20 protein-coding genes are annotated in these 19,826 nt (G+C 70.7%); 13 read left to right on the top strand and 7 right to left on the bottom strand.

Going from position 1 to position 19,826, the window contains the following annotated elements:
• From DSM112329_RS02560 to DSM112329_RS02545, 4 genes are all read left to right on the top strand, one after another.
• A complete protein-coding gene (locus DSM112329_RS02560) occupies positions 1-294 on the top strand; it encodes a hypothetical protein (RefSeq protein WP_354700242.1) in 294 nt (97 codons plus the stop codon).
• 83 nt (positions 295-377) lie between these two features.
• Positions 378-4,883, top strand: coding sequence for a multifunctional oxoglutarate decarboxylase/oxoglutarate dehydrogenase thiamine pyrophosphate-binding subunit/dihydrolipoyllysine-residue succinyltransferase subunit (locus DSM112329_RS02555; protein WP_354700241.1), 4,506 nt, complete (start codon positions 378-380; stop codon positions 4,881-4,883).
• A 132-nt stretch (positions 4,884-5,015) separates the two neighbouring features.
• A complete protein-coding gene (locus DSM112329_RS02550) occupies positions 5,016-5,918 on the top strand; it encodes a hypothetical protein (RefSeq protein ID WP_354700240.1) in 903 nt (300 codons plus the stop codon).
• 48 nt (positions 5,919-5,966) lie between these two features.
• Positions 5,967-6,758: an intradiol ring-cleavage dioxygenase gene (locus DSM112329_RS02545; protein WP_354700239.1), complete on the top strand. Its 792-nt coding sequence runs from the start codon at positions 5,967-5,969 to the stop codon at positions 6,756-6,758.
• A 110-nt stretch (positions 6,759-6,868) separates the two neighbouring features.
• On the opposite strand, the gene DSM112329_RS02540 is transcribed toward DSM112329_RS02545, so the two are convergent.
• Positions 6,869-7,750, bottom strand: a complete 882-nt coding sequence (locus tag DSM112329_RS02540) for a DUF1028 domain-containing protein (RefSeq protein ID WP_354700238.1) — start codon at positions 7,748-7,750, stop codon at positions 6,869-6,871.
• 118 nt (positions 7,751-7,868) lie between these two features.
• Here DSM112329_RS02540 and DSM112329_RS02535 point away from each other — a divergent pair, with 118 nt between their 5' ends.
• From DSM112329_RS02535 to DSM112329_RS02525, 3 genes are all read left to right on the top strand, one after another.
• Positions 7,869-8,159, top strand: coding sequence for an MGMT family protein (locus DSM112329_RS02535; protein ID WP_354700237.1), 291 nt, complete (start codon positions 7,869-7,871; stop codon positions 8,157-8,159).
• A gap of 112 nt (positions 8,160-8,271) precedes the next feature.
• The gene (locus DSM112329_RS02530; protein ID WP_354700236.1) at positions 8,272-8,694 is read left to right on the top strand and encodes a secondary thiamine-phosphate synthase enzyme YjbQ; all 423 of its coding nucleotides are present in this window, start codon (positions 8,272-8,274) and stop codon (positions 8,692-8,694) included.
• Entirely contained in the window at positions 8,691-9,368 is a 678-nt protein-coding gene (locus tag DSM112329_RS02525; protein ID WP_354700235.1) for a class I SAM-dependent methyltransferase, read from the top strand. The genes DSM112329_RS02530 and DSM112329_RS02525 overlap by 4 nt, the downstream gene beginning before the upstream one ends.
• A 5-nt stretch (positions 9,369-9,373) precedes the next feature.
• Here the strand turns inward: DSM112329_RS02525 and DSM112329_RS02520 are convergent, their stop codons facing one another.
• The 3 genes from DSM112329_RS02520 to DSM112329_RS02510 form a co-directional block, all read right to left on the bottom strand.
• Positions 9,374-10,183 carry a peptidase E gene (locus DSM112329_RS02520; protein WP_354700234.1) on the bottom strand — a complete coding sequence of 270 codons (810 nt, stop codon included), beginning with the start codon at positions 10,181-10,183 and terminating at the stop codon, positions 9,374-9,376.
• Between the two features lie 47 nt (positions 10,184-10,230).
• On the bottom strand, positions 10,231-10,971 hold the full coding sequence (locus tag DSM112329_RS02515; RefSeq protein ID WP_354700233.1) for a peptidase E: 741 nt from the start codon (positions 10,969-10,971) through the stop codon (positions 10,231-10,233).
• Between the two features lie 164 nt (positions 10,972-11,135).
• Positions 11,136-11,915, bottom strand: coding sequence for a crotonase/enoyl-CoA hydratase family protein (locus tag DSM112329_RS02510; RefSeq protein WP_354700232.1), 780 nt, complete (start codon positions 11,913-11,915; stop codon positions 11,136-11,138).
• A gap of 87 nt (positions 11,916-12,002) precedes the next feature.
• Here DSM112329_RS02510 and DSM112329_RS02505 point away from each other — a divergent pair, with 87 nt between their 5' ends.
• The 4 genes from DSM112329_RS02505 to DSM112329_RS02490 all read left to right on the top strand — a co-directional run bounded on the left by DSM112329_RS02505 (position 12,003) and on the right by DSM112329_RS02490 (position 14,310).
• Complete coding sequence (locus DSM112329_RS02505) at positions 12,003-12,674, top strand: MBL fold metallo-hydrolase (protein WP_354700231.1); 672 nt, start codon at positions 12,003-12,005, stop codon at positions 12,672-12,674.
• Positions 12,675-12,792: 118 nt separating this feature from the next.
• Entirely contained in the window at positions 12,793-13,095 is a 303-nt protein-coding gene (locus DSM112329_RS02500) for a hypothetical protein (RefSeq protein ID WP_354700230.1), read from the top strand.
• Entirely contained in the window at positions 13,095-13,664 is a 570-nt protein-coding gene (locus DSM112329_RS02495; protein ID WP_354700229.1) for a DUF6416 domain-containing protein, read from the top strand. Before DSM112329_RS02500 ends, DSM112329_RS02495 begins: the two co-directional genes overlap by 1 nt.
• A gap of 97 nt (positions 13,665-13,761) precedes the next feature.
• Positions 13,762-14,310, top strand: coding sequence for a hypothetical protein (locus DSM112329_RS02490; protein ID WP_354700228.1), 549 nt, complete (start codon positions 13,762-13,764; stop codon positions 14,308-14,310).
• Positions 14,311-14,344: 34 nt separating this feature from the next.
• Here DSM112329_RS02490 and nucS read toward each other — a convergent pair whose 3' ends face one another.
• Positions 14,345-15,031 (bottom strand): endonuclease NucS, encoded by a 687-nt coding sequence (gene nucS, locus DSM112329_RS02485; RefSeq protein ID WP_354700227.1) that lies wholly within the window; start codon positions 15,029-15,031, stop codon positions 14,345-14,347.
• Positions 15,032-15,168: 137 nt separating this feature from the next.
• On the opposite strand from nucS, the gene DSM112329_RS02480 reads away from it, so the two are divergent.
• Positions 15,169-16,347, top strand: a complete 1,179-nt coding sequence (locus DSM112329_RS02480; protein ID WP_354700226.1) for a Fic family protein — start codon at positions 15,169-15,171, stop codon at positions 16,345-16,347.
• A gap of 203 nt (positions 16,348-16,550) precedes the next feature.
• Here DSM112329_RS02480 and DSM112329_RS02475 read toward each other — a convergent pair whose 3' ends face one another.
• On the bottom strand, positions 16,551-17,660 hold the full coding sequence (locus DSM112329_RS02475) for a hypothetical protein (RefSeq protein ID WP_354700225.1): 1,110 nt from the start codon (positions 17,658-17,660) through the stop codon (positions 16,551-16,553).
• A gap of 215 nt (positions 17,661-17,875) precedes the next feature.
• Between DSM112329_RS02475 and DSM112329_RS02470 the strand changes: the two genes are divergently transcribed.
• A complete protein-coding gene (locus DSM112329_RS02470) occupies positions 17,876-18,442 on the top strand; it encodes a helix-turn-helix domain-containing protein (protein WP_354702538.1) in 567 nt (188 codons plus the stop codon).
• A gap of 18 nt (positions 18,443-18,460) precedes the next feature.
• Here DSM112329_RS02470 and DSM112329_RS02465 read toward each other — a convergent pair whose 3' ends face one another.
• Positions 18,461-19,819, bottom strand: coding sequence for an MlaD family protein (locus tag DSM112329_RS02465; RefSeq protein ID WP_354700224.1), 1,359 nt, complete (start codon positions 19,817-19,819; stop codon positions 18,461-18,463).
• Positions 19,820-19,826: the final 7 nt, after the last annotated feature.

Raw genomic sequence — 19,826 nt, 5'->3', positions numbered from 1 at the left:
TTGACGGTGCTCACCTGGAACCGCCTCAAGTGGGCGTCGTTCACCCACTCCGCGGTCTACCTCGTCCTGCTCGTCGCGTGGGCGATCCCCGGGCTGGCCCCGGTCGAGTTCGTCTTCGGCCTCGCCCACGGCCTCGGGTGGTTCGCGATGTGCGCGCTGATGATCGCCGGGCTGAAAGCCCGGGTCGTGAACATCCGGCTGGCGACGGCCGTGGCGGTGATCGGCGCCGTCGGCCCGTTCATCGGCTCGGCCGAATTCGTCCGCCAGGAGCGCGTCGCGGCCAGGGCGTCCTGACCCCCTCGGGCGGGGGATGAAAGCCTCACTGCATCGTCACGCGGCGGACAGTGCTCCGCGCTAGAGTCGACAGCTAGACACTTATGGCGATTAACACGACGATTCAGGTGGTCGCGCCCGGGGCGGGCGAGTCGGTCACCGAGGGCGAAATCCTCGAATGGCACGTGGAGGAGGGAGGCCACGTCAACGAGGGCGACACGATCGTCGAGATCTCGACGGACAAGGTCGACGTCGAGGTTCCCTCTCCGGCCACCGGGACGGTCATCAAGCTCCACGCGGAGGAGGGTGAGACGATCAACGTCGGCCAGCTCCTCGCGGAGATCCAGCCGGGCGACGGCGACGCTCCGGCCCAGCCGGACGCGGCCGCCCCCAGCGACGGGGACGGCGACGGCGACGACACCTCGCCGCCCGCCACCGGCAACATCGACCCCGAGAGCGACGGCGAGCACGCGCCCGAGGACACCGAGGCCGACCAGGACGAGCGCCAGGAGAGCAGCTCGGAGAGCACGGGCTCAACGCCCGAGGCCTCAGGCTCCGACGCGTCGGGCAACGGCGCCGGCGGCGGCGACGGCACGGGCGAGATCCTCGACATCGTCACCCCCGGCGCCGGCGAGTCCGTCACTGAGGGCGACATCCTCGAGTGGCACGTGAAGGTCGGCGACACCGTCGAGGCCGACCAGACCATCGTCGAGATCTCGACCGACAAGGTCGACGTCGAGCTGCCGTCCCCGTCCGCGGGCACGGTCGTCGAGCTGCTCGCCGAGGAGGGCGAGACGGTCACCGTCGGCCAGGTCATCGCGCGGCTGCAGGTCGGCGCGGGCGCCGGCGGGTCCACCGGGGGCGACGCCGTCAACGCCGCCGGGAGCAAGGACGCCGATTCGGACAACGGCGCGAGCACCACGGCTTCCACCACCGGTGAGGCTGCTGCAACACCGGACGGCGTGAAGGCGTCGCCAGTCGCTGCGCGTGTCGCCGCTTCGAAGGGCATCGACCTCGCCGGCGTCACGGGCACCGGTCCCCAGGGCCGGATCATGAAGGAGGACGTCCTCTCCGGTGGCTCGAACGGCGCCAGCGGCGCCAAGGCGGCCACCAACGGGAAGGCCGCCCCCGCCCCCGCCGGCGCGAAGCCGATCAAGGGCGCCGCGGCGATGCTCGCGCGCTACATGGACGAGTCGCGCGCCATCCCGACGGCGACCTCGTTCCGCACCATCACCGTCACCGTGATGGACGGCCGCCGCAAGGAGCTGAAGGCCGCGGGGCTGAAGGTCTCCTTCACGCACCTGATCGCCTACGCGATCTCCCTCGCCGCCACGCAGGACATGCCGGTGATGGCGCACCACTTCGACACCATCGACGGCAAGCCGCACCGTCTCGACGACGGCGCCGTGAACCTCGGCATCGCGGTCGACGTCACGAACAAGAAGGGCGAGCGCACGCTGATGGTCCCGGTCATCCGGGACGCGGGCCGCCTCTCCTTCGAGGGCTTCAAGGCCGCGTTCGACGCGCTGATCGACAAGGCGCGCACGAACAGCCTCACCGCCGACGACCTGCAGGGCGCGAACGTCTCCCTGACGAACCCCGGCGGCATCGGCACGATCGCCTCGGTCCCGCGCCTGATGACGGGCCAGGGGACGATCATCGCCACCGGCTCGATCGCCTACCCGGTCGGCCTCGGGAACATCGGCGACATGATCGGCGCCGAGAAGGTCATGACCATGACCTCGACGTATGACCACCGCATCATCCAGGGCGCCGAGTCCGGCCAGTTCCTGAAGACGGTCGAGGAGTACCTCCAGGGCGAGCACGGCTTCTACGAGGGGATCTTCCACTCGCTGGAGGCGCCGCTGGGCGCGGCTCCCACCCCCCCCGCACCGGCTGCCGCTGCCGCCGCCGCCCGCGACAGCGCTGCCGCCTCGCCGCAGGCGTCCGCGCCCGGCGTCGTCGACGAGGAGCTGCTGCAGGCCGTCCAGGCCGCGGTCTCGCTCGTCAAGGCCCACCGGACCCACGGCCACCTGGCCGCGCGCCTGGACCCGCTCGGCTCCGAGCCCGAGGGCGATCCGGCCCTGGACCCCGAGCCCCTCGGCCTCACCCCCGAGCTGCTCGCGAAGATCCCGGCCAAGATCCTGCGGATGCACGTCCCCGGCGCCACGCTCGCCGACGCGCTGCCGCACCTGAAGGAGACGTACTGCGGCACGATCGCGTACGAGATCGAGCACATCGCCTCGCACCGCCAGCGCGTCTGGCTGCGCGAGAAGGTCGAGTCCGGCGCGTTCCGCACGCCGCTGACGACCGAGGAGCAGCAGGCGCTGCTGAAGCGCCTGATCGAGGTCGACGCCTTCGAGCGCTTCATGCACAAGGCGTACCTCGGGCAGAAGCAGTTCTCGGTCGAGGGCCTCGACATGACGGTCCCGATGATCGACGAGATGATCCAGCTGTCCGCCGCGCACGGCGCCCGCGAGGTCGTCCTCGGCATGGCGCACCGTGGCCGGCTGAACGTGTTGGCCCACAACCTGGGTCGCCCGTACGAGTCGATCTTCGCCGAGTTCGAGGGCGCGTCCACCCTGGAGGCGATCACCACGATCCCGCAGGGCGGCACCGGCGACGTGAAGTACCACCACGGCGCCCAGGGGTCCTACCAGCTGCCCGACGGCTCGTCGATCCTGGTGAACCTCGAGTCCAACCCCTCGCACCTGGAGTTCGTGCACCCGGTCGTCGTCGGCGCCTCGCGCGCCGCCCAGACGACGCGCCAGGGCCCGCACGCCCACCGGGACACCGCCGCGGCGGTCCCGATCGTCCTCCACGGCGACGCGGCCTTCCCGGGCCAGGGCGTCGTCGCCGAGTCGATGAACCTGCAGGCGCTCGACGGCTACCAGGTCGGCGGCACGCTGCACATCATCACGAACAACCAGGTCGGGTTCACGACCGACCCGGAGGACTCCCGGTCCACCCGCTGGGCCTCTGACCCCGCCAAGGGCTTCGACGTCCCGATCATCCACGTCAACGCCGACGACGTCGCCGCGTGCATCAGCGCGGTGCGGCTGGCGTTCGCGTTCCGCCAGGAGTTCGGGCACGACGTGGTCATCGACCTGATCGGCTACCGCCGGTTCGGGCACAACGAGGCCGACGAGCCCGCCTACACGCAGCCCGAGCAGACCGCGATCATCAAGAAGAAGACGCGCGTGGCGGACCTGTTCGCCGAGCAGCTCACGAGCGGCGGCGTGATCTCGAAGGACGAGGTCGAGGGCGCGAAGAGCGCGATCTGGGACGAGATGACCCGCCTGCACGGCGACCTCAAGGCCCAGATCAAGGCCGCGGCCGACTCCGGCTCGCCGACGCAGCAGACCGGCGAGTACACGCTGGACCGCTCGCCGTCGCCGGACGTCAAGACGGCCGTCTCCGCCGAGCGCCTGCACTCGCTCAACGACGAGCTGCTGACGGTGCCGGAGGGCTTCACCGTCCACCCGAAGCTCGTCAAGCAGCTGGAGCGTCGCCGCAAGGCGATCGGCCCGGACGGCGGCATCGACTGGGGTCACGCCGAGGCGCTGGCCTACGCGTCGCTGCTGACCGAGGGCATCCCGATCCGCCTGACCGGCCAGGACGTCCAGCGCGGCACGTTCAGCCACCGCCACATGGTGCTGCACGACGCGAAGAACGGGCAGCGGATCAGTCCGATCCAGAACCTCCCGGGCGCGCTGGCCCCGATCGAGCTGCACAACTCGCCGCTCAGCGAGACCGCCTGCCTCGGCTTCGAGTACGGCTACTCGCAGGAGGCGCCGGAGACGCTCGTCATCTGGGAGGCGCAGTTCGGCGACTTCGCCAACGGCGCGCAGGTCATCATCGACCAGTTCATCGTGTCCGGCCTGGCGAAGTGGGGCCAGTCCTCGCGGCTGACGCTGCTGCTGCCGCACGGCTACGAGGGTTCCGGTCCCGAGCACTCCTCGGCCCGCCTGGAGCGCTTCCTCCAGCTCGCGAGCGAGGGCAACATCCGCGTGGCCAACGTCACGACGCCGGCGCAGTACTTCCACCTCATCCGGCGGCAGGCGCGCATCGCCAAGCAGCGTCCGCTGATCGTGATGCAGCCGAAGTCGCTGCTGCGCCTGCCCCAGGCGACGAACCGCGTCGAGCACCTGTCCGAGACGCAGTTCTTCCCGGTCCTGGGCGAGCCGCGCGTCCCGATCGAGAAGGTGACCCGCCTCGTGCTGTGCACCGGCAAGGTCTACTACGACCTCGTCGGGCACCCCGATCGCGAGGGCAACGAAGCCGTCGCCGTCGGCCGCGTCGAGCTGCTCTACCCCTTCCCCGAGGGGCAGATCAAGGAGCTCATCGGGACCTACCCGAACCTCAAGGAGGTCGTGTGGGTCCAGGAGGAGCCGCGGAACATGGGCGCCCGTGCGCACATGGCCCCGCGCCTGATGCAGATCCTCCCGGAGCACCTGGCGTTCGGCTACATCGGCCGCCCGGAGCGTGCCAGCCCGGGCGAGGGCTACCCGGCCGCGCACAACACCGAGCAGAACCGGATCATCTCGACGGCGCTCGATCTGTCGATCCCGGTCACGCTCTACCCGACCAAGACGCCGGGCGAGCGGTAGCACGCTGACGTGGCAGCGTCAGGTGTCGTTTTACGACGCCTGGTGCTGCCACACCCCGTTCTGCGGCCAGCTACTCTCGGTCGCATGATTCGTGGACGGCGGTTCGCAGGTGTAGCGGCAGCAGGCGTGCTTATGGCGGGCGGCGCCATCGGCTGCGGCTCGAGCGACGACGGGGGGACGACGAACCTCGACGTCCTGGAGCAGGCGGCCTCCAAGACCGCGAAGCAGCAGTCCTTCCACATGGCGATGACCATGGACCAGACGGTCATGGGCCAGGCGTTCAGCGTCGTGTCCGAGGGCGACTACTCGGGCGGCAAGGGCCGCATGACGCTGGACTTCGGCAGCGTCGCAAAGCTGCTCGGCGCCGTTCCCGGCGCGAGCGACACGCTCCAGCAGCTCGGCGGCGCGAACGCGCTGAAGGCGACCATGATCACCGACAAGACGAGCATCCTGCTCAAGTCGGACGCGATGAAGAAGGCGCTGAAGCAGTACGCCAACAAGGACGTGGCGGACTGGGCGCGCCTCGACGTGCTGAAGCTCGGCAAGACCTTCGGCATCGACCTCAGCAGCATCTTCGCCGGCAGCAGCGGCTCCGAGCAGACCATCGCCTACATGCGCGCGCTCACCGGCGCCCTGGACAAGATCGGCGCGGAGAAGATCGCCGGGGTCGACACGACGCACTACCGCGGCACGCTCGACGTGGCGAACATCCCGAAGGGCGCGGTCCCGCCGGCGATGGAGAAGACCTTCAAGCAGCTCGGCGCCGCCCTGAAGAAGTCCGGCGCGCCGACCAAGAGCCCGGTCGACGTGTGGGTCGGCAAGGACGGCCTCGTCCGCCGCCAGGTCGTCACCCAGAAGTTCCAGGGCGTGTCGCAGAAGATCACGATCAACCTCTCGGACTACGGCAAGGCCACGAAGATCACGGTGCCGCCGGCGGCGCAGCAGTTCGATGCGATCGCCCTCGCGGACGAGCTGGCACCGGGCGCGCTGGGGATGGTCGCCCAGGCGATGAAGAGCGGTGGCCTCGCGCCGTAGCTCCTCCCTCCCAGGGATCGCCCAGGTTCGCCCGCTAGCGTCGCCCTCATGAGTGGAATGCGGGTGAGCCGGCGCCAGGCGCTGGCGGGTGTCAGCAGCGTGAGCCTCGCGGCGCTGCTGGCCGCGTGCGGCGACGAGAGGACCGGGGCAGTCACCGGCAGCGGGACGACGGGCGCCGTCGCCGACGTCCCCACCACGACTGGCGGAACCGCCACGGTCGAGCCGTCCGGCGCCTCCTCCGGGAAGGCCGCGGCACTGCTGGACTCCTCGTCCGCCTGCGTCCTCACCCCTGAGCAGACCGAGGGCCCGTACTACTTCGACGCCGACCGCATCCGCAGCGACGTGCGCGAGGGCCGGCCGGGCGTGGAGCTGCAGCTGGCGATCCGCGTCCGCGACCCGGACTGCAGGCCGCTGCGCGACGCGGTGGTGGAGATCTGGCACTGCGACGCCGGCGGGGTGTACTCGGGCTTCGAGCAGGCGTCCGGGGGCGGACCGGGCGGCGGCCGAACCGATGACGAGACGTACATGCGCGGCGCCCAGGTCACCGGCGCGGACGGGGTCGTGAACTTCGTGACGGTCTACCCGGGCTGGTACCGCGGGCGGACGGTGCACATCCACGCCAAGGTCCACCTGGCGAAGACGTCCCTGCTGACGACCCAGCTGTACTTCGACGAAGCGCTGAGCAGCGACGTCTTCGCCCGCGAGCCGTACGCCGCGCGGACCGGCCGCGACACGTTCAACGACGGGGACGGGATCTTCGCGGCGACCACGGTGGTCAAGCACGCCGAGGAGGGCGACGCAGTCCTGGCGGCGATCTCCTTCGACGTGGCCCGCACCTAGCGTCCCCCCGCAGCACGACGCCGCCCCAGACGGCTGCGATGCGTTCTTCGACACCCAGGTCGACGTTCATCGCATCTCGGCGCTCGGACGGGACCTGCCGGTCGGGTGAGTCAGCCGTCCAGCGCCGCCAGGACCGCCGCCGCGGACGGCGCCACGTCCTCGCCCAGCCGGCCCAGCAGGTCCCGCCAACCCGGCTGGACCGCGATCGCCTCACGCACGCGCGCGAGCGCCGTCGGCATGTCGCCGCTGTTCGCCGCGCCCATCCCCGACCAGAACAGCAGCTCGTGGTTGCCCGGCGCCAGCGCGCTCGCCCGCTCGTAGCGGTCGCCGGCCTCCTCCAGGCGCCCTTCGGCCGTCAGGTCGTCCCCCTCGGTCGCCAGGCCGTAGGCGTCCGTGAGGTCCAGCAGCCGGTCGAGCTCCGCCAGCGGCTCGGGATGGTCGTCGACCCGGACGTCCACGAGCCGCTCGTGGGCCTCCCCCGTGGCCGGGACGACGACCAGCGCCGCCGACTGCCGTCCGCGCACGTCGCCCCCGGCGGCCTCGGCGGCGTGCAGGGCCACCGCCAGCCGGCGCTGCAGCGGCCCGCTCGCCTGCTCGTAGGCGCGGGCCATGGCCGGCCAGACGGCCTCGGAGGCCATGATGTTCGCCTGGGCGCTGTAGCCGCGGCCGTCCGCGTGGCCCGCGTACGCGATGCAGCGCTCACCGGTGTGGACAGCAACGTCCCCGTCCACGCCGACGACGGCGACCTGCCGGTATTCGGGCGTCGGGTCGTCCGCCAGGAGCTGCGCGAGCGCATCGCGGGGCGCGGTCCCGGCCGCCAGCCGGTCCAGCAGCCGCAGGCCGTACGCGGGCTCGACGACCGACTGCGTCGCCACCGCCCCGACCCCCGCCCGCGCCCAGGTCACGACCCCTCCGACGTTGAACCAGTGCGACTGCACCGCAACGCCCATCGCGCCGGTCTCGGGGTCGTGGGCGACGATCGAGTAGGTCATGGACCGAGGCTAGCCGCGCCCGCACCCCCCACCGGTGCGCCGAGACCCGTTTTTCATCACCCGGTCCGATGCCCACCGGGTTTCGGCACCGGCAGTGGTGTCAAAGTGGCGCCTGAACGTGACTGAGCCCGCTCACGACCATGACCACATCCTGGACCGCGTCCGCGCGATCCCCGAGGGCTGGGTCCGCACCTACGGCGACATCACCCCCGGCGCGCCGCGGCTGGCCGGCACCGTCCTGCGTCACCACGCCGCCGACGACCTGCCGTGGTGGCGCGTCGTCCGCGCGGACGGAACCCTGGCGGTCGGCTCGCGGCAGCGCGAGCGACTGGAGGCCGAGGGCGTCCCGTTCACCCCGGCCGGACGGGTCGACCTGCGCGCCGCCCGCCTCCCCGAGGCACCTGACTAGTGGCCTGCACGGGAGCGTTTGCCGGGTCGGGGCGGGTGCGGCGCAGCGCCGCGCGGCGCCGACTGAACCCGGCGAACGTTTCCGGGAGGGCCACTAGTCTGGACGGCAACTCGTGTGGCTTCAGCGCGACATCTCCCTCCGGCCGCGGCCACGCGGCTTCCATCTCGTGACCGGCGAGGTCCTTGACGCCGTGCCCGAGCTGGGGCACGTCCGGGTCGGGCTGCTGCACCTGCTGCTCCAGCACACCTCGGCGTCGCTCACGCTCAACGAGAACGCCTCGCCCGACGTCCGCGTCGACATGGAGACGTGGGTCAACGCCGCCGTCCCGGAGGGCTTCGCCTGGACCCACACCCTCGAGGGCCCGGACGACATGCCCGCCCACGTGAAGTCGTCGCTGATGGGCGCGACGCTCACCCTCCCGCTCAGGGACGGGCGGCCGGTGCTCGGGACGTGGCAGGGCATCTACCTCTGCGAGCACCGCGACCACGGCGGCCCCCGGACTCTGACCCTGACCGTCAACGGGGACGACGCATGAGCACCGCCGCGCCGTACGACGCTCTCGTCGCCGCCCACGGCCTGTCGGCGGCTCACCGAATGCTCGTCGACGCCGTCCCGCCCGGTTCGCGCGTGCTGGACGTCGGCTGCTCGACCGGCTACCTGGGCGCCGTACTCGCCGCGACCGGCTGCCAGGTTGTCGGCGTCGAGCAGGACGAGCGCGCGGCGCTGCGGGCCCGCGCGCGGGACGTCATCGCGGACGTGCTGATCGGGTCCGTCGACGACGAGGACGTCCTCTCCCGCATCGCCGAGCACGGGCCCTACGACGCCATCGTCTGCGGCGACGTCCTCGCGCACGTCCCGCGCCCGGAGGCCACGCTGCAGGCGCTCGTCGCGCAGCTCGCCGACGGTGGCCGGGTCGCGATCTCGCTGCCGAACGTCGCCCACTGGACCGCTCGCCGCGCGTTCCTGCGCGGGCAGTTCCCGCGGGAGGACGACGGTCTCTTCGCCCGCGCCCACCTGCGGTTCTTCTCGCTGGCCGGTGTCCGCGGCCTGCTCCACGCGGCCGGGCTGAACGCGGTCGAGGAGGGCTACACCCCGGCGCTGCTCCCGCTGCAGGCGCAGTTCCCCTCGCTGCGGCACCTGCAGCGGCCGCTCCTACGCCTGCGGCCGGAGCTGTTCGCCGAGCAGCTCGTGCTCGTCGGCGAGCGCTGACCCACTCAGTCCCGCAACGACGCCCCGTGGCGCCTGGCCCGCCGGAACTCGAGCACGTCGGCCGAGACGATCCGCGACCCCTCGCTCGAGACGTGGCCGAGGTTCGGCAGGTACTCCGGCTCCCGGACGTCGCGACGTAGGCCGGCCGGGGTCTGCTCGGTCCAGACCGCGCGGGTCTTCGGCCGGGAGCTCACGACGCGGACCAGGTCCCGGCCCTTGAACAGCAGGCCGACGCCGTCGTCCGCGGCCCAGCCGGCGGGCAGGCGACGCTCGGCGACGGCGCGCTCGTAGACCGGCAGCCGGTTCGGGTCGCCGTCGGCGTGGACGCTGAGCGACCCCGGCAGCAGACCCAGGCCCTTCGTCACCTCGGGCTCGCCCGACGACTTCGTCACGCCGCCCGCGAACCAGCACATCGCCCCCGCACTGAGGCCGGCCAGGACGACGCCCGCCGCCCACGCCTCCCGCAGGATGTCGTCCATCTCGTGGACCCGCCAGATGGCGAGCAGGTTGCGCATCGAGCCGCCGCCGACGTACACGATGTCCTGCTCGAGGATCGTCTGGCGCAGGTCGATCGGCCCACCCTCGCCGAGCCGGAAGAGCGACAGCGCCCGCGGCTCGCAGGGCCGGTCGCCGAACGTCGCGCGGAACTGCGCCTCCTGGCTGCCGGCGTCCCCGGAGGCGGTGGGCAGCAGCAGGATCTTGGGGACCTGAACCGGTGCGAGCGACAGGATGAACTCGTCCAGCGCCGGGTTCTCGGGCTCCATCGTGAAGCCGCCCCCACCCATGGCGAAGATCGTGGGGACGCGTGTCTGCATCCCGACAGGGTACGGCGCGGACCAAGATGTCAGCGCGCCGTTGAAGCTCACGCGGCCAGGGCGGGAGCCGCCATCCCGAGATAGCGGGTGCTCAGCGCCGTCTCCACGACGGTGCCGTCGACGCACTCCACCCGGCGCGCACCGGCGGCCGGCTTGGAGGCGATGACGTCGAACAGCTCAGTGCCCTTGAAGTGCAGCGCCGCGCCGTCGTCGACCCCGAACCCGGGGCTCATCCCGGCGGCGATGAACTCCTTGAACTCGATCGCGCGCTCGGGCTCGGCGTCGTAGTGGACGCAGTTCGAGTAGGGCAGCAGGCCAAGGCCGTGCAGGCGCTCGGGCGGACCGTGGAACGCCGTCACCGCGTCCTGGAACCAGCACAGGGATCCCGCCGACAGTCCGCAGAGGACGGTCCCTCCGAGCCACGCGCGCTCGAGGATCGTGTCAAGGCGATGCGCGCGCCAAGCGCCCAGGAGCGACAGGACGCTGCCCCCGCCGACGTAGATCAGGTCCTGCTGGAGCAGGTGCGCTTCGAGATCCCCCTCGACGGCACCGCTGCCGGTGTCGCGACGGAAGAGCGAGACGTGCGACGTGTCCGCCACCGCGGCGAACCGCCGGTAGAAGCGGACGACGTAGTGGTCGGCGTCGCCGGACGCGGTCGGGATGAAGCAGACCTTCGGTCTCCGCTTGCCGGTCAGGCGCAGCACGTGGTCGTCCATCAGCGTGTTGGACGACTCCATCGAGAAGCCGCCGCCGCCGAACGCGACAATCTGGGGGACCCTCATCTCCATGAGCAGAAGGTACGGACGGATCGCCTGCTCCGAGCAGATTTCAGCCTCTGGGCGATCGGACCTGGACCGCGCGTACAAGGGGCCTGGACGGGGGTTTGGACAACGCGGTGTCGGGGACGGGCCCGTCGCGTGTCGCTGACGCGACGGACGACGGGCCCGTGATGTCAGCTCGACGTCCAGACGGGCTCCCGCTTCTCCTTGAACGCCACCGCTCCCTCGCGGGCGTCGGCGGACATCAGCACCGGGCCGGCGATCTCGGCCTGCTTGAGCCACATCTCCTCCAGCGACCAGTCCTGCTGCTCCTGCACGATCCGCTTGGACGCGACGAGCGCGAGCGGACCGTTCTTCGCCAGCGTCGCCGCCAGCTCGAGCGCGACGGTCAGCGCCTCGCCGGGGTCGGCCACGCGGTTGACGACGCCGAACGCGTGGAAGCGCTCGGCCGGCATCGGGTCACCGGTCAGGGCCAGCTCCATGACCAGGTGGTACGGCATCCGCCGCGGCAGGCGGAGCAGCCCGCCACCGGCGGCGACGAGCGAGCGCTTCGTCTCCGGGATGCCGAGCTTCGCCCCCGCCGCGGCGACGATCAGGTCGCAGCTGAGGGCGATCTCCAGACCGCCGGCGACGGCGAACCCCTCGATCGCGGCGATCAGTGGCTTCACCGACGCACGCTGCGTGATGCCGGCGAACCCGCGGCCCTCGATCCACGGCGCGTCGCCCCGGGCGAACGCACCGAGGTCCATGCCGGCACAGAAGAAGCCGCCGGCCCCGGTGAGGACACCGGCGCTCAGCGAGTCGTCGCCGTCGAGCTCGTCGATCGCCGCGGCGATGCCGTGCGCCGCGGCGCCGTCGATCGCGTTGCGGACCTGGGGGCGGTTGATGGTGATGACGAGGACGCTGCCGTGTCGCTCGGTGAGGATGGCGGGGGCGTCGGTGGTGGGCTCCATGTGGAGGAGCCTAGACCCTTTTCCTGAATCAGATTCAGTTCCTCCCCGTCCGGCGTGCGCCCGGCGGCCGGGTAGCCTGACGCCCCCATGGAGCAGATCGCCGACGACGTCTTCCAGATCTCGATGATGCTCCGGCACGGGGTGAACGCGTACGTCATCGGGGACGTGCTGGTGGACGCCGGCGGGCCGCCGTTCGGCCCGCGCATCGTGCAGGAGCTCCGCGCCGAGCAGCACTCGGTCCGGCTCCACGTCCTCACCCACGCGCGCGGTGACCACGCCGGCGGCTCGCACGCGATCGTGAAGGAGCTCGGCGTTCCGGTCTGGGCGGGCTGGAACGACGCCGACACGGTCGAGTCGGGCAAGGTGGTCGCCACCGGACCCCTCGCCCCGGCGATGCGCGCGATGGGCAACTTCGAGGGCGTCAAGGTCGAGAAGAAGCTGCGCGAGGGGCACAAGGTCGGCCCGGGGTTCGTCGTCCTGGACACGCCCGGCCGGACTCCGGGCCACATCTCGCTGTGGCGGGAGAGCGACCGCGTCCTGCTGTGTGGGGACGTCTGGCTCAACATGAACATGAAGACGACGAAGTCCGGCCTGCGCCCGCCGCCGCGTGCCCAGACGATCGACCCCGAGGCCAATCGCGAGGCCGCCCGTCGACTCGCCGCCCTCGAGCCCGCGGTCGTCGGCTTCGGACACGGCCCCGTGCTCCGCGAGAACGCGGCCGAGCGACTGGCGGCCTGGGTGGCGAAGAAGCTCGGATGACTCCGGACTCGTAACCGCCGGTAGTCCCGCGCTTGGCCGTCGCGGAGTACATGTATTTACTTATGTATTTACTTGTGTTACCTTGTGTCTGCATCCGAAAACGACCAAGGACAAGCACATGGGAACCGATACCCCCACCCCCCAGCAGGACAAGCAGATCACCGTCGACGTCCCCGCCGACCGCCTCCCGGAGTTCTACGCGTTCTTCGCGCGTTTCCTGGCCGCGGACGGGTCGGGCGGACGCCGCGGCCGTCGCGGACCGGGCGGCCCACGCGGGCGGCACGGTCGCGGCCCCGGCCACGGCCCCGATGGGCACCACCGCGGCTGCCGCCCCAGCCACACCGACGAACGCGCCGCCGCCCCGCACGAGTCTGCCGACATCACGCCGCCCGATACGGGCCGCAGTCCGGACCCCGCCTGATGGCGGACAAGCAGATCACGGTCGCGGTCCCCGAGGACCGCGTCCCGGAGTTCTACGCCTGGTTCGCCGCCTTCCTGGCGGCGGACCGCGGCGATGACGTCGCCGGGCTGCGCGGCCCGGGCTTCGGCCCCGGCGCGCGCGGCGGCGGACCCGGCTTCAGGCCGGGCGGCGGACGCGGAGACGGACCGGGCGGCTTCACGCGCGGCCGCGGGCGCGGCGGACGGGGCATGCACCCGGACGCCGAGCCGTGGACGGGCGCCGACACCGAAGAGGCGGCCTGGCTGCTCGGCAAGCTCGCGCCCCCGGCGCGAGCCCTGTTCGACCTGCTCGCCGGCGCCCCCGGCGAGCGCTTCTCGGGCAACGACATCGCCGCGCGCCTCGGGCTCGACAAGGGCGCGCATGGCGTGGCGGGCATCCTCGCCTGGCCCGGGCGGTACTGCCGCAAGCTCGACCGCGAGTTGCCGATCCTCACCGACGGCCGGGAGGACGGCGGCACCGACTACTACATGGACCCCGAGGTGGCCGCGCTGTTCGCCCCGGTCGTCCCGCCGCCGGCCGCCGCCGATTGACCGACGGCAGCCCGCTGACAGGTTCTGCACCAGATGGTGGGCAGAACCTGTCAGCGACCGTCGCGGGCCGGGCCACCGGCCACGTAAAGTGCGGCCCGTGCCCGGCCCAAGGCGGACCCTGACCACCCTCGCGGTGACCGCGTGCTGCACCGTCGCGGCCGGCGCCGGCGCGCCCACCGCGTCAGCCGACAGGGTCAGCGACAAGGCGGTGTCGTGGGGCCTCTCGCAGGTGGGCACCCGTGAGGACGGGACGACGAACTGCTCGTCCAAGCTCAACGCCTGGTCGCGGAACATGCGCCTGAACGTCCCGCCGTGCCGGCCCTGGTGCGGCGCGTTCGTCCACGAGGCGTTCCGCCGCGCCGGCGTCGACCTGTCGCCCCGCCTGATCGATCCGACCCGGACCGAGCGGGACGCCGCCGCCGGGCAGCGCGGCCTGTTCACGATCGCGAAGAGCGACGTGCGGCCTGGGGACCTGCTGCTCTTCGCCCTGCACCGCGGGCAGAGCACCGCGTCGCACATCGCGCTCGTGACCTCCAGGCCGAGCGGCGGCTCCGTCCGGACGGTCGAGGGCAACGTCGCCCACGCCGTCCGCAAAAAGACCCGCGGGCTGCGGTACGCCGTGATGGCCGTGCGCGTGCGCCGCTGACACAACGCGGGGGCCAGCAGCAGCGCCGCCGCCGTCAGGCCACGAAGAGCGTGAGCTCCGGCTCGCGCTCGCCGCGCAGGACCGCGAGGTCGACCTCCACGCAGCGCAGGCCGCGGGACTCCGCGAGGGTTCGCGCCTGCGGCTTGATCTGCTGCGCCGCGAGGACGCCCACGCACTCGGCCATGGCCGGGTCGCGTCGGATGAAGTCCAGGTACCGCGTGAGCTGCTCGACCGCGTCGATCGTCGCCACCCGCTTGATCTCCACCGCGATCCAGCCGTCCGCCTCGTCGCGGCACATCAGGTCGACCGGTCCGATGTCGGTCGGCCACTCGCGGCGGACCAGGCGGAAGCCGTCCCCGCACCAATGCGGCTGCGCGGCCAGCAGCTCCTGCAGGTGCTTCTCGACGCCGTCCTTCTCCAGGAGCGCGGCCTCGCCCATGTCGTGGGTGACGTCCGAGACGATCTCGCTGATGCGGATGTCCAAGCGGTCCTCCGTCTTGCCCGCGAACTTGCGGACGACGATCGCCTCGAGCGGGTCGCCCTCGAACTCGATCGCCGTGGGCGGCGTCATCCAGTTCTGTGGCTTGACCGACGAGCCACCGTCATGCCAGATCGAGATGCCGCCGTTGGCGTGCATCATGATCAGGCGCACGGCCTCGGGAAGATGGGTCGTCAGACGGCCGGTGTACTCGACCTCACAGCGGGCAACTAACAAGCGCACGCCCCGAGCGTACGAGGCACGACGGACACGGTTGCGGAGGCGGCCGCAGTTTGCGGCCTTTACGTCAAGGGTCGAAATTGATCACAGGGACCTTTCCCTTCTCGAAAGGATGACATCATTCGCTAATCTATTAGCGAATGCTTCTCTCATTCGACGACTCCGATCTGGGGCCCGCCTGCGAGGCTCTCGATGCGTGGGCTGCTCGGCTTGACGAGCGCATCCTCTCCCGCCGCTGGCAGGGCCGTCTTCGTCGCGCACTCGAAGCCGAGGCGGTCGCCGCATCGACAAGCATGGAAGGGGTGCCGGTTACGGTCGCCGACACCCTGAAGATCCTCGCGGGCGATCGGCCCGAACCAGTCTCCGTCGCTGACGCCGCCTTGGTAAGCGGTTACCACGACGCGATGACCTACGTTCAGCGTCGCGCAGATGATGGCAACCTTCAGTGGAACCGCGAGCTCATCGTCGGGGTGCAAGATCGAGTGCTCGCTGGGAACCTCGCCAGCGGAGCTGGGCGTCTCCGTGACGGCGCGGCGTGGATTCGCAACGACGCGACCGGCACAGTCGTCTTCGAGCCACCGCCCGCCGAGCTTGTCCCCGGGCTCGTCGACGAGATCTGCGACGTCCTGGCCGCGAGCCGCCTTCACCCCGCACTCCAAGCAGCCTGGCTTCACGTCGCACTCGCCGCCGTCCATCCGTTCAAGGATGGAAACGGCCGCTCTGCGCGTGTCCTCGCGTCCCTACGGATGTACCGCGGCGGCTTCCGACACCCGGCGTTCACAAGCCTTGAGGAGTGGTGGGGACGCCACGCGCAGTCGTACTACCAAGCCTTCGACTGTCTCGGCGACCGCTTCGAACCAGCGGCGGACGTGACAACGTTCGTCAAGACTCATATCGGCGCGCAACTGGGCCAAGTCCGCATCCTCGCCCTCCGGCAGCGCACCGAAGGTGAGCTCTACACCACGCTGGAGAACGTCCTCACCGACCACGGGCTGCCAGACCGTTTAGCCAACGCCCTCTACGACAGCTTCTTTGGCCGCGACATCACGACCGCGTACTACCGGGATCTCATTGCGCTCAGCCAAGCGACCGCCAGAAACGACCTCACGTCGGCCACCGCTGCGGGGCTGCTCGCCGCCCAAGGCCAGACGCGCGGCCGGCACTACCTGCCGGGTCCGCGACTGCACACCTTGCTCGCGCGTAGCCTCTCCCCAAGCCTCGAGCCCAACCCCGCCGCCATCCTCGCCGAGTTCGCACGCCGCGCCGCTGACGACCTCACTGACCCTGAGCCCCGCCAGCCGACCCTTCCCGGCTTCTAGTCCTTGGGCGCCTACGACTCGGCCCGACCGCGGCTCCGCTCGTCAACCTCCGACCAGCGACGACCCCTGTTAGATCGTATTCGGCCGCCGGCGGCAACCAGGCCAACACCCGTGTCGCCGCCGGGTTCTCTTTTGCGCTTCTAGTGTGAGCGCGCGTCCATCACGGCGATGACCGTGGCCCGGAGACCTTGTCCCCCCGAAGCCTAGTTCCGAGCTCCCGCAAACACCGCGCCTTCGGTGTCACCGACGCCGCCCCGCCGCCAGTCCACCGGGGGGAGCAAGGGGGCTTGGTCGCAGAGCGTGACGATGCCGGGCGCGGCGCGGCAGAGCTCGGGGATCGAGTTCACCGCTCGAGCTGCCGTCGCCATGAGGCCGCCCATGATCGCGAGACCTTCTGCGTTGCGCTCCTTGGCGAGCGGGCCGCGGAACGATTCGTTGCGTGTCCGCGTCGCCCACTGCACCTGCATTTCAGGCTCACCCTTGATTGCCACGCGGTAACCGCCCTCGCCTGGAGGCGCCTCCCAGTGCCTGGGGTAGTCGCCCAGCCAGTAACAGCCTCCCTGTGTGACTCGGCACTGGCCGTCGACGTAGCCATCCAGGTTGAAGCGAATGGCGGAGACCGTGCCGGCGTCCACGCGGAACAGCGGCGCGACGACGTCCCTCTCTGCGTAGGCGACCTCCTGGTCCCAGCGCACCTCGTCGAGCTCGACGCCGAACCACCGCGCTGTCATGTGCAGCGCCGGGCCGAACAGGTACTCGAACAAAGGGCGGAGGTCGTGACTGCTGGCCTGCTCCGGGGTGAGGCCGTAGCCGAAGTAGCCAAAGACCTCCGGGTCTTCATAGGTCTCGAAGTTGTACATCTCGCACAGGTACGTCGACTCCACGCGCTGGCACATGCTTGCCATCGCGGCCAGGACGGTCTGGCTGCCATTGGCGTTGATGCCGGTCGGGTAGTAGGAGGTGTTGCCTTCGCGGCATGCGTCCTCGAGCTCGGCGACGAGATCCTCCCCGTGGATCGTCGGGAAGTTCATGGAGGCCTGGACACCAACGACGTTCTTCCCGCTGCGAAGGATCCTGCCGATGTCGGCCACGAGCTCAGCCGGCGTGCGTCGCAGGTCGGTGGCGAGGTAGGCGACGCAGTCGGCGTCGATGGCTAGGACGTCCTCCACGGAGGCGCTGCTGATGACACCGGTCGAGTCAGCCCCGCAGAAGTCCCCTGCGTCGATTCCCGCCTTCTCGGGGCTGTGCACCCATAGCCCTGCGAGGTCGAGGTCTGGGTGGTTGATGATGCCCTTGAGCGTCTGTTTGCCCACGAGCCCGGGAGCCCATTGGATGACCCGATACGTCTCTGACACGGCTGCTCTCCTCATTGACCGACAACACTAAGGTACAACGTTCCTCACACTAAGGAACGTCGTTACTTCTGTCAACGTAGAATCACGCCATGAGTTCTTCGCCTCGACCGGCTCGCAAGCGTTCGCCTGAGCGCGCGCCTCGACGAAGCACCGAAGAGGTGAGGGCGTTGATCGTGGATGCAGCGACGGAGCTGTTCACCGAGCGGGGCTATACGCAGACGACGATGCGCGACGTCGCGGCCTCCGCGGGCATCGCGCTGTCGGTCCTGTACCGCCAGTTCGAGAGTAAGGAGCGGCTCTTCTCGACGACGTTCGTGGCGCCGTTCCTTACGTCCTTCGAGCGGTTTCGCGACCGGCGAGCGACGCCGACCAACGAAGGTCCTGAGGCGGTGGTGGTCAGCGATTTCATTCGCGACCTTCATCTGAACCTCGGGGAGAACCGGCGCACTTTGATCACGCTGCTCGGTGCGCTTGAGGAGCCGGGGACGGAGCTGATCGACGAGGTGCGAGCTGGCCTCGGGGAGGCGTGGGAGAACCTGCATCTCGCCGGCCCGACGGCCGGCACTGACGGGCAGCGTGAGCGTGACGCGAACATGCTCGTCGTGGCGATGGTCGCGGGCCTCGTCTTGTTCCGGCCGTGGGTGCTGGCTGCTCGGGACGGCGACGATCAGCCGCTGATCGCATTGGCGGGGCAGTTCTCGGCAGCTGGGATTCAGGCGTCCAGCGGTGATCGCGGGTAGAGCGCGCCCCGCTTCTGACTAGCAGTCGGCCTCGACGCGTGTGTACCGGTTCTCAGCGTCAGCCGGCCCGCTGGATTTACGTCCGACCGTCAGGTCGTTCGCGTTGCCTGGAGCCGGGTAGGGGTTGTAGCCAAGCAGCCGGACCTTCTGGAGGATCCCGACGCTGAAGAGCTGGTTGAGGGCGTGAGCGACCTGCGGCGACTGGAGCCCGATCACCGAGGCGTCACCAAAGCCGATGTAGAGGCGGGCGAGGTGGCCGTTGGCGTCGTAGGCGTTGACCGCTGATCCCAGGCCCTGGATCACGGCGGCGAACTCCTTGCCGTAGGGGGCGAGGTACCGCACCATCGGGTTCAACTGGCACAGCGTCTGCTGCAGCTTGGGGACGGTCGAAGCCAGCGGGTCTGCGGTGCGCTGGACGGCGCTGAGCGTACGCCGGAGCGGAGGCGTTGCGCGGCCGAGCTCGCGCACCAGGCCCTGGCCCTCCGCTGCGGCCGGCTGGAGCAGGCCGAAGGTCGGGCTGAGGTCCTTCACGGCGCCGGTGAGCTGATCGAGCACCGGCGACGCCCGGGTCTGCGTGGTCTGCAGGACCGCGGCGGATGCCTTGACCTGCTGCAGGGTCGCGGGAAGCTCGCGGACGGTGGCGCCGAGAGCCTCGTCGCGCGCGGCGACGGCGCGGAAGGCCGTCGTGGCGGACGTCGCGAGGGTCTTGAGGGATCCGCCGCGCTCGCCGATCTGCTCGGCGACCTGACCGAGGTTCGCAACGAGCCGGGTGACCGCGCGGTGGTCTTGGGCGAGGACCCGCACCGACGGTGCCCCGCGCGAGATCATGGTGGTGCTGTCGTTGACGATCTGGTGCAGGCCGTCGCCGCGGTTCTTGAGCGCCCCGCCGAGGCCCTGCAGCATCTGCTGCGTACGCACGCGGGTGGGGCCGCGGAGCTGCGAGAGAATGTCGTCGACCTCGACGAGCTCGTTGCCCTGGCTGAGCGGCAGCACGCCGTGGTCGCTGACCATGCGCGGCGAGGACCCGGGGATGATCTCGATCGACTTCTCGCCGATCAGGGTCCGTAGCCGTACGTCGACCCGGCTGTTGACCGGGATGGGGCCGTGGTCTTTGTCGATCGACAGCTCGGCGGCAGCGGCGCCGTTGTGGTTTGTGACCTTGACGACGCGTCCGACCGGGACGCCGGCGATCGTGACGCGGGACTGCGCAGCGAGCGCGGAGGAGGACGGCAGCAGGGCCGTGACCCGGTAGTCGCCGCCGCCGACGGAGAACAGGCCGGAGATGTTGAGCAGCGTGCCGCTGAAGACTGCGGCGAACAGCACTGCGACCACCGCCGTTACGACGTGGCCGCGGAAGCCTGTGATGGGTCCTCGCATTGCTCTG

It is taken from the genome of Paraconexibacter sp. AEG42_29, assembly GCF_040581415.1.
Taxonomy (GTDB): domain Bacteria; phylum Actinomycetota; class Thermoleophilia; order Solirubrobacterales; family Solirubrobacteraceae; genus Paraconexibacter.
This window is presented reverse-complemented; position numbering and strand designations above follow the sequence as displayed.

What these genes read in the sequence shown, in the direction of transcription:
- DSM112329_RS02515 (WP_354700233.1), bottom strand. Translation starts at nt 10,971, where the DNA reads ATGGAGATGAGGGTCCCCCAGATTGTCGCGTTCGGCGGCGGCGGCTTC.
- DSM112329_RS02550 (WP_354700240.1), top strand. Translation starts at nt 5,016, where the DNA reads ATGGCGGGCGGCGCCATCGGCTGCGGCTCGAGCGACGACGGGGGGACG.
- DSM112329_RS02520 (WP_354700234.1), bottom strand. Translation starts at nt 10,183, where the DNA reads ATGCAGACACGCGTCCCCACGATCTTCGCCATGGGTGGGGGCGGCTTC.
- DSM112329_RS02500 (WP_354700230.1), top strand. Translation starts at nt 12,793, where the DNA reads ATGGGAACCGATACCCCCACCCCCCAGCAGGACAAGCAGATCACCGTC.
- DSM112329_RS02540 (WP_354700238.1), bottom strand. Translation starts at nt 7,750, where the DNA reads ATGACCTACTCGATCGTCGCCCACGACCCCGAGACCGGCGCGATGGGC.
- DSM112329_RS02525 (WP_354700235.1), top strand. Translation starts at nt 8,691, where the DNA reads ATGAGCACCGCCGCGCCGTACGACGCTCTCGTCGCCGCCCACGGCCTG.
- DSM112329_RS02510 (WP_354700232.1), bottom strand. Translation starts at nt 11,915, where the DNA reads ATGGAGCCCACCACCGACGCCCCCGCCATCCTCACCGAGCGACACGGC.
- DSM112329_RS02545 (WP_354700239.1), top strand. Translation starts at nt 5,967, where the DNA reads ATGAGTGGAATGCGGGTGAGCCGGCGCCAGGCGCTGGCGGGTGTCAGC.
- DSM112329_RS02495 (WP_354700229.1), top strand. Translation starts at nt 13,095, where the DNA reads ATGGCGGACAAGCAGATCACGGTCGCGGTCCCCGAGGACCGCGTCCCG.
- DSM112329_RS02480 (WP_354700226.1), top strand. Translation starts at nt 15,169, where the DNA reads ATGCTTCTCTCATTCGACGACTCCGATCTGGGGCCCGCCTGCGAGGCT.
- DSM112329_RS02465 (WP_354700224.1), bottom strand. Translation starts at nt 19,819, where the DNA reads ATGCGAGGACCCATCACAGGCTTCCGCGGCCACGTCGTAACGGCGGTG.
- DSM112329_RS02505 (WP_354700231.1), top strand. Translation starts at nt 12,003, where the DNA reads ATGGAGCAGATCGCCGACGACGTCTTCCAGATCTCGATGATGCTCCGG.
- DSM112329_RS02555 (WP_354700241.1), top strand. Translation starts at nt 378, where the DNA reads ATGGCGATTAACACGACGATTCAGGTGGTCGCGCCCGGGGCGGGCGAG.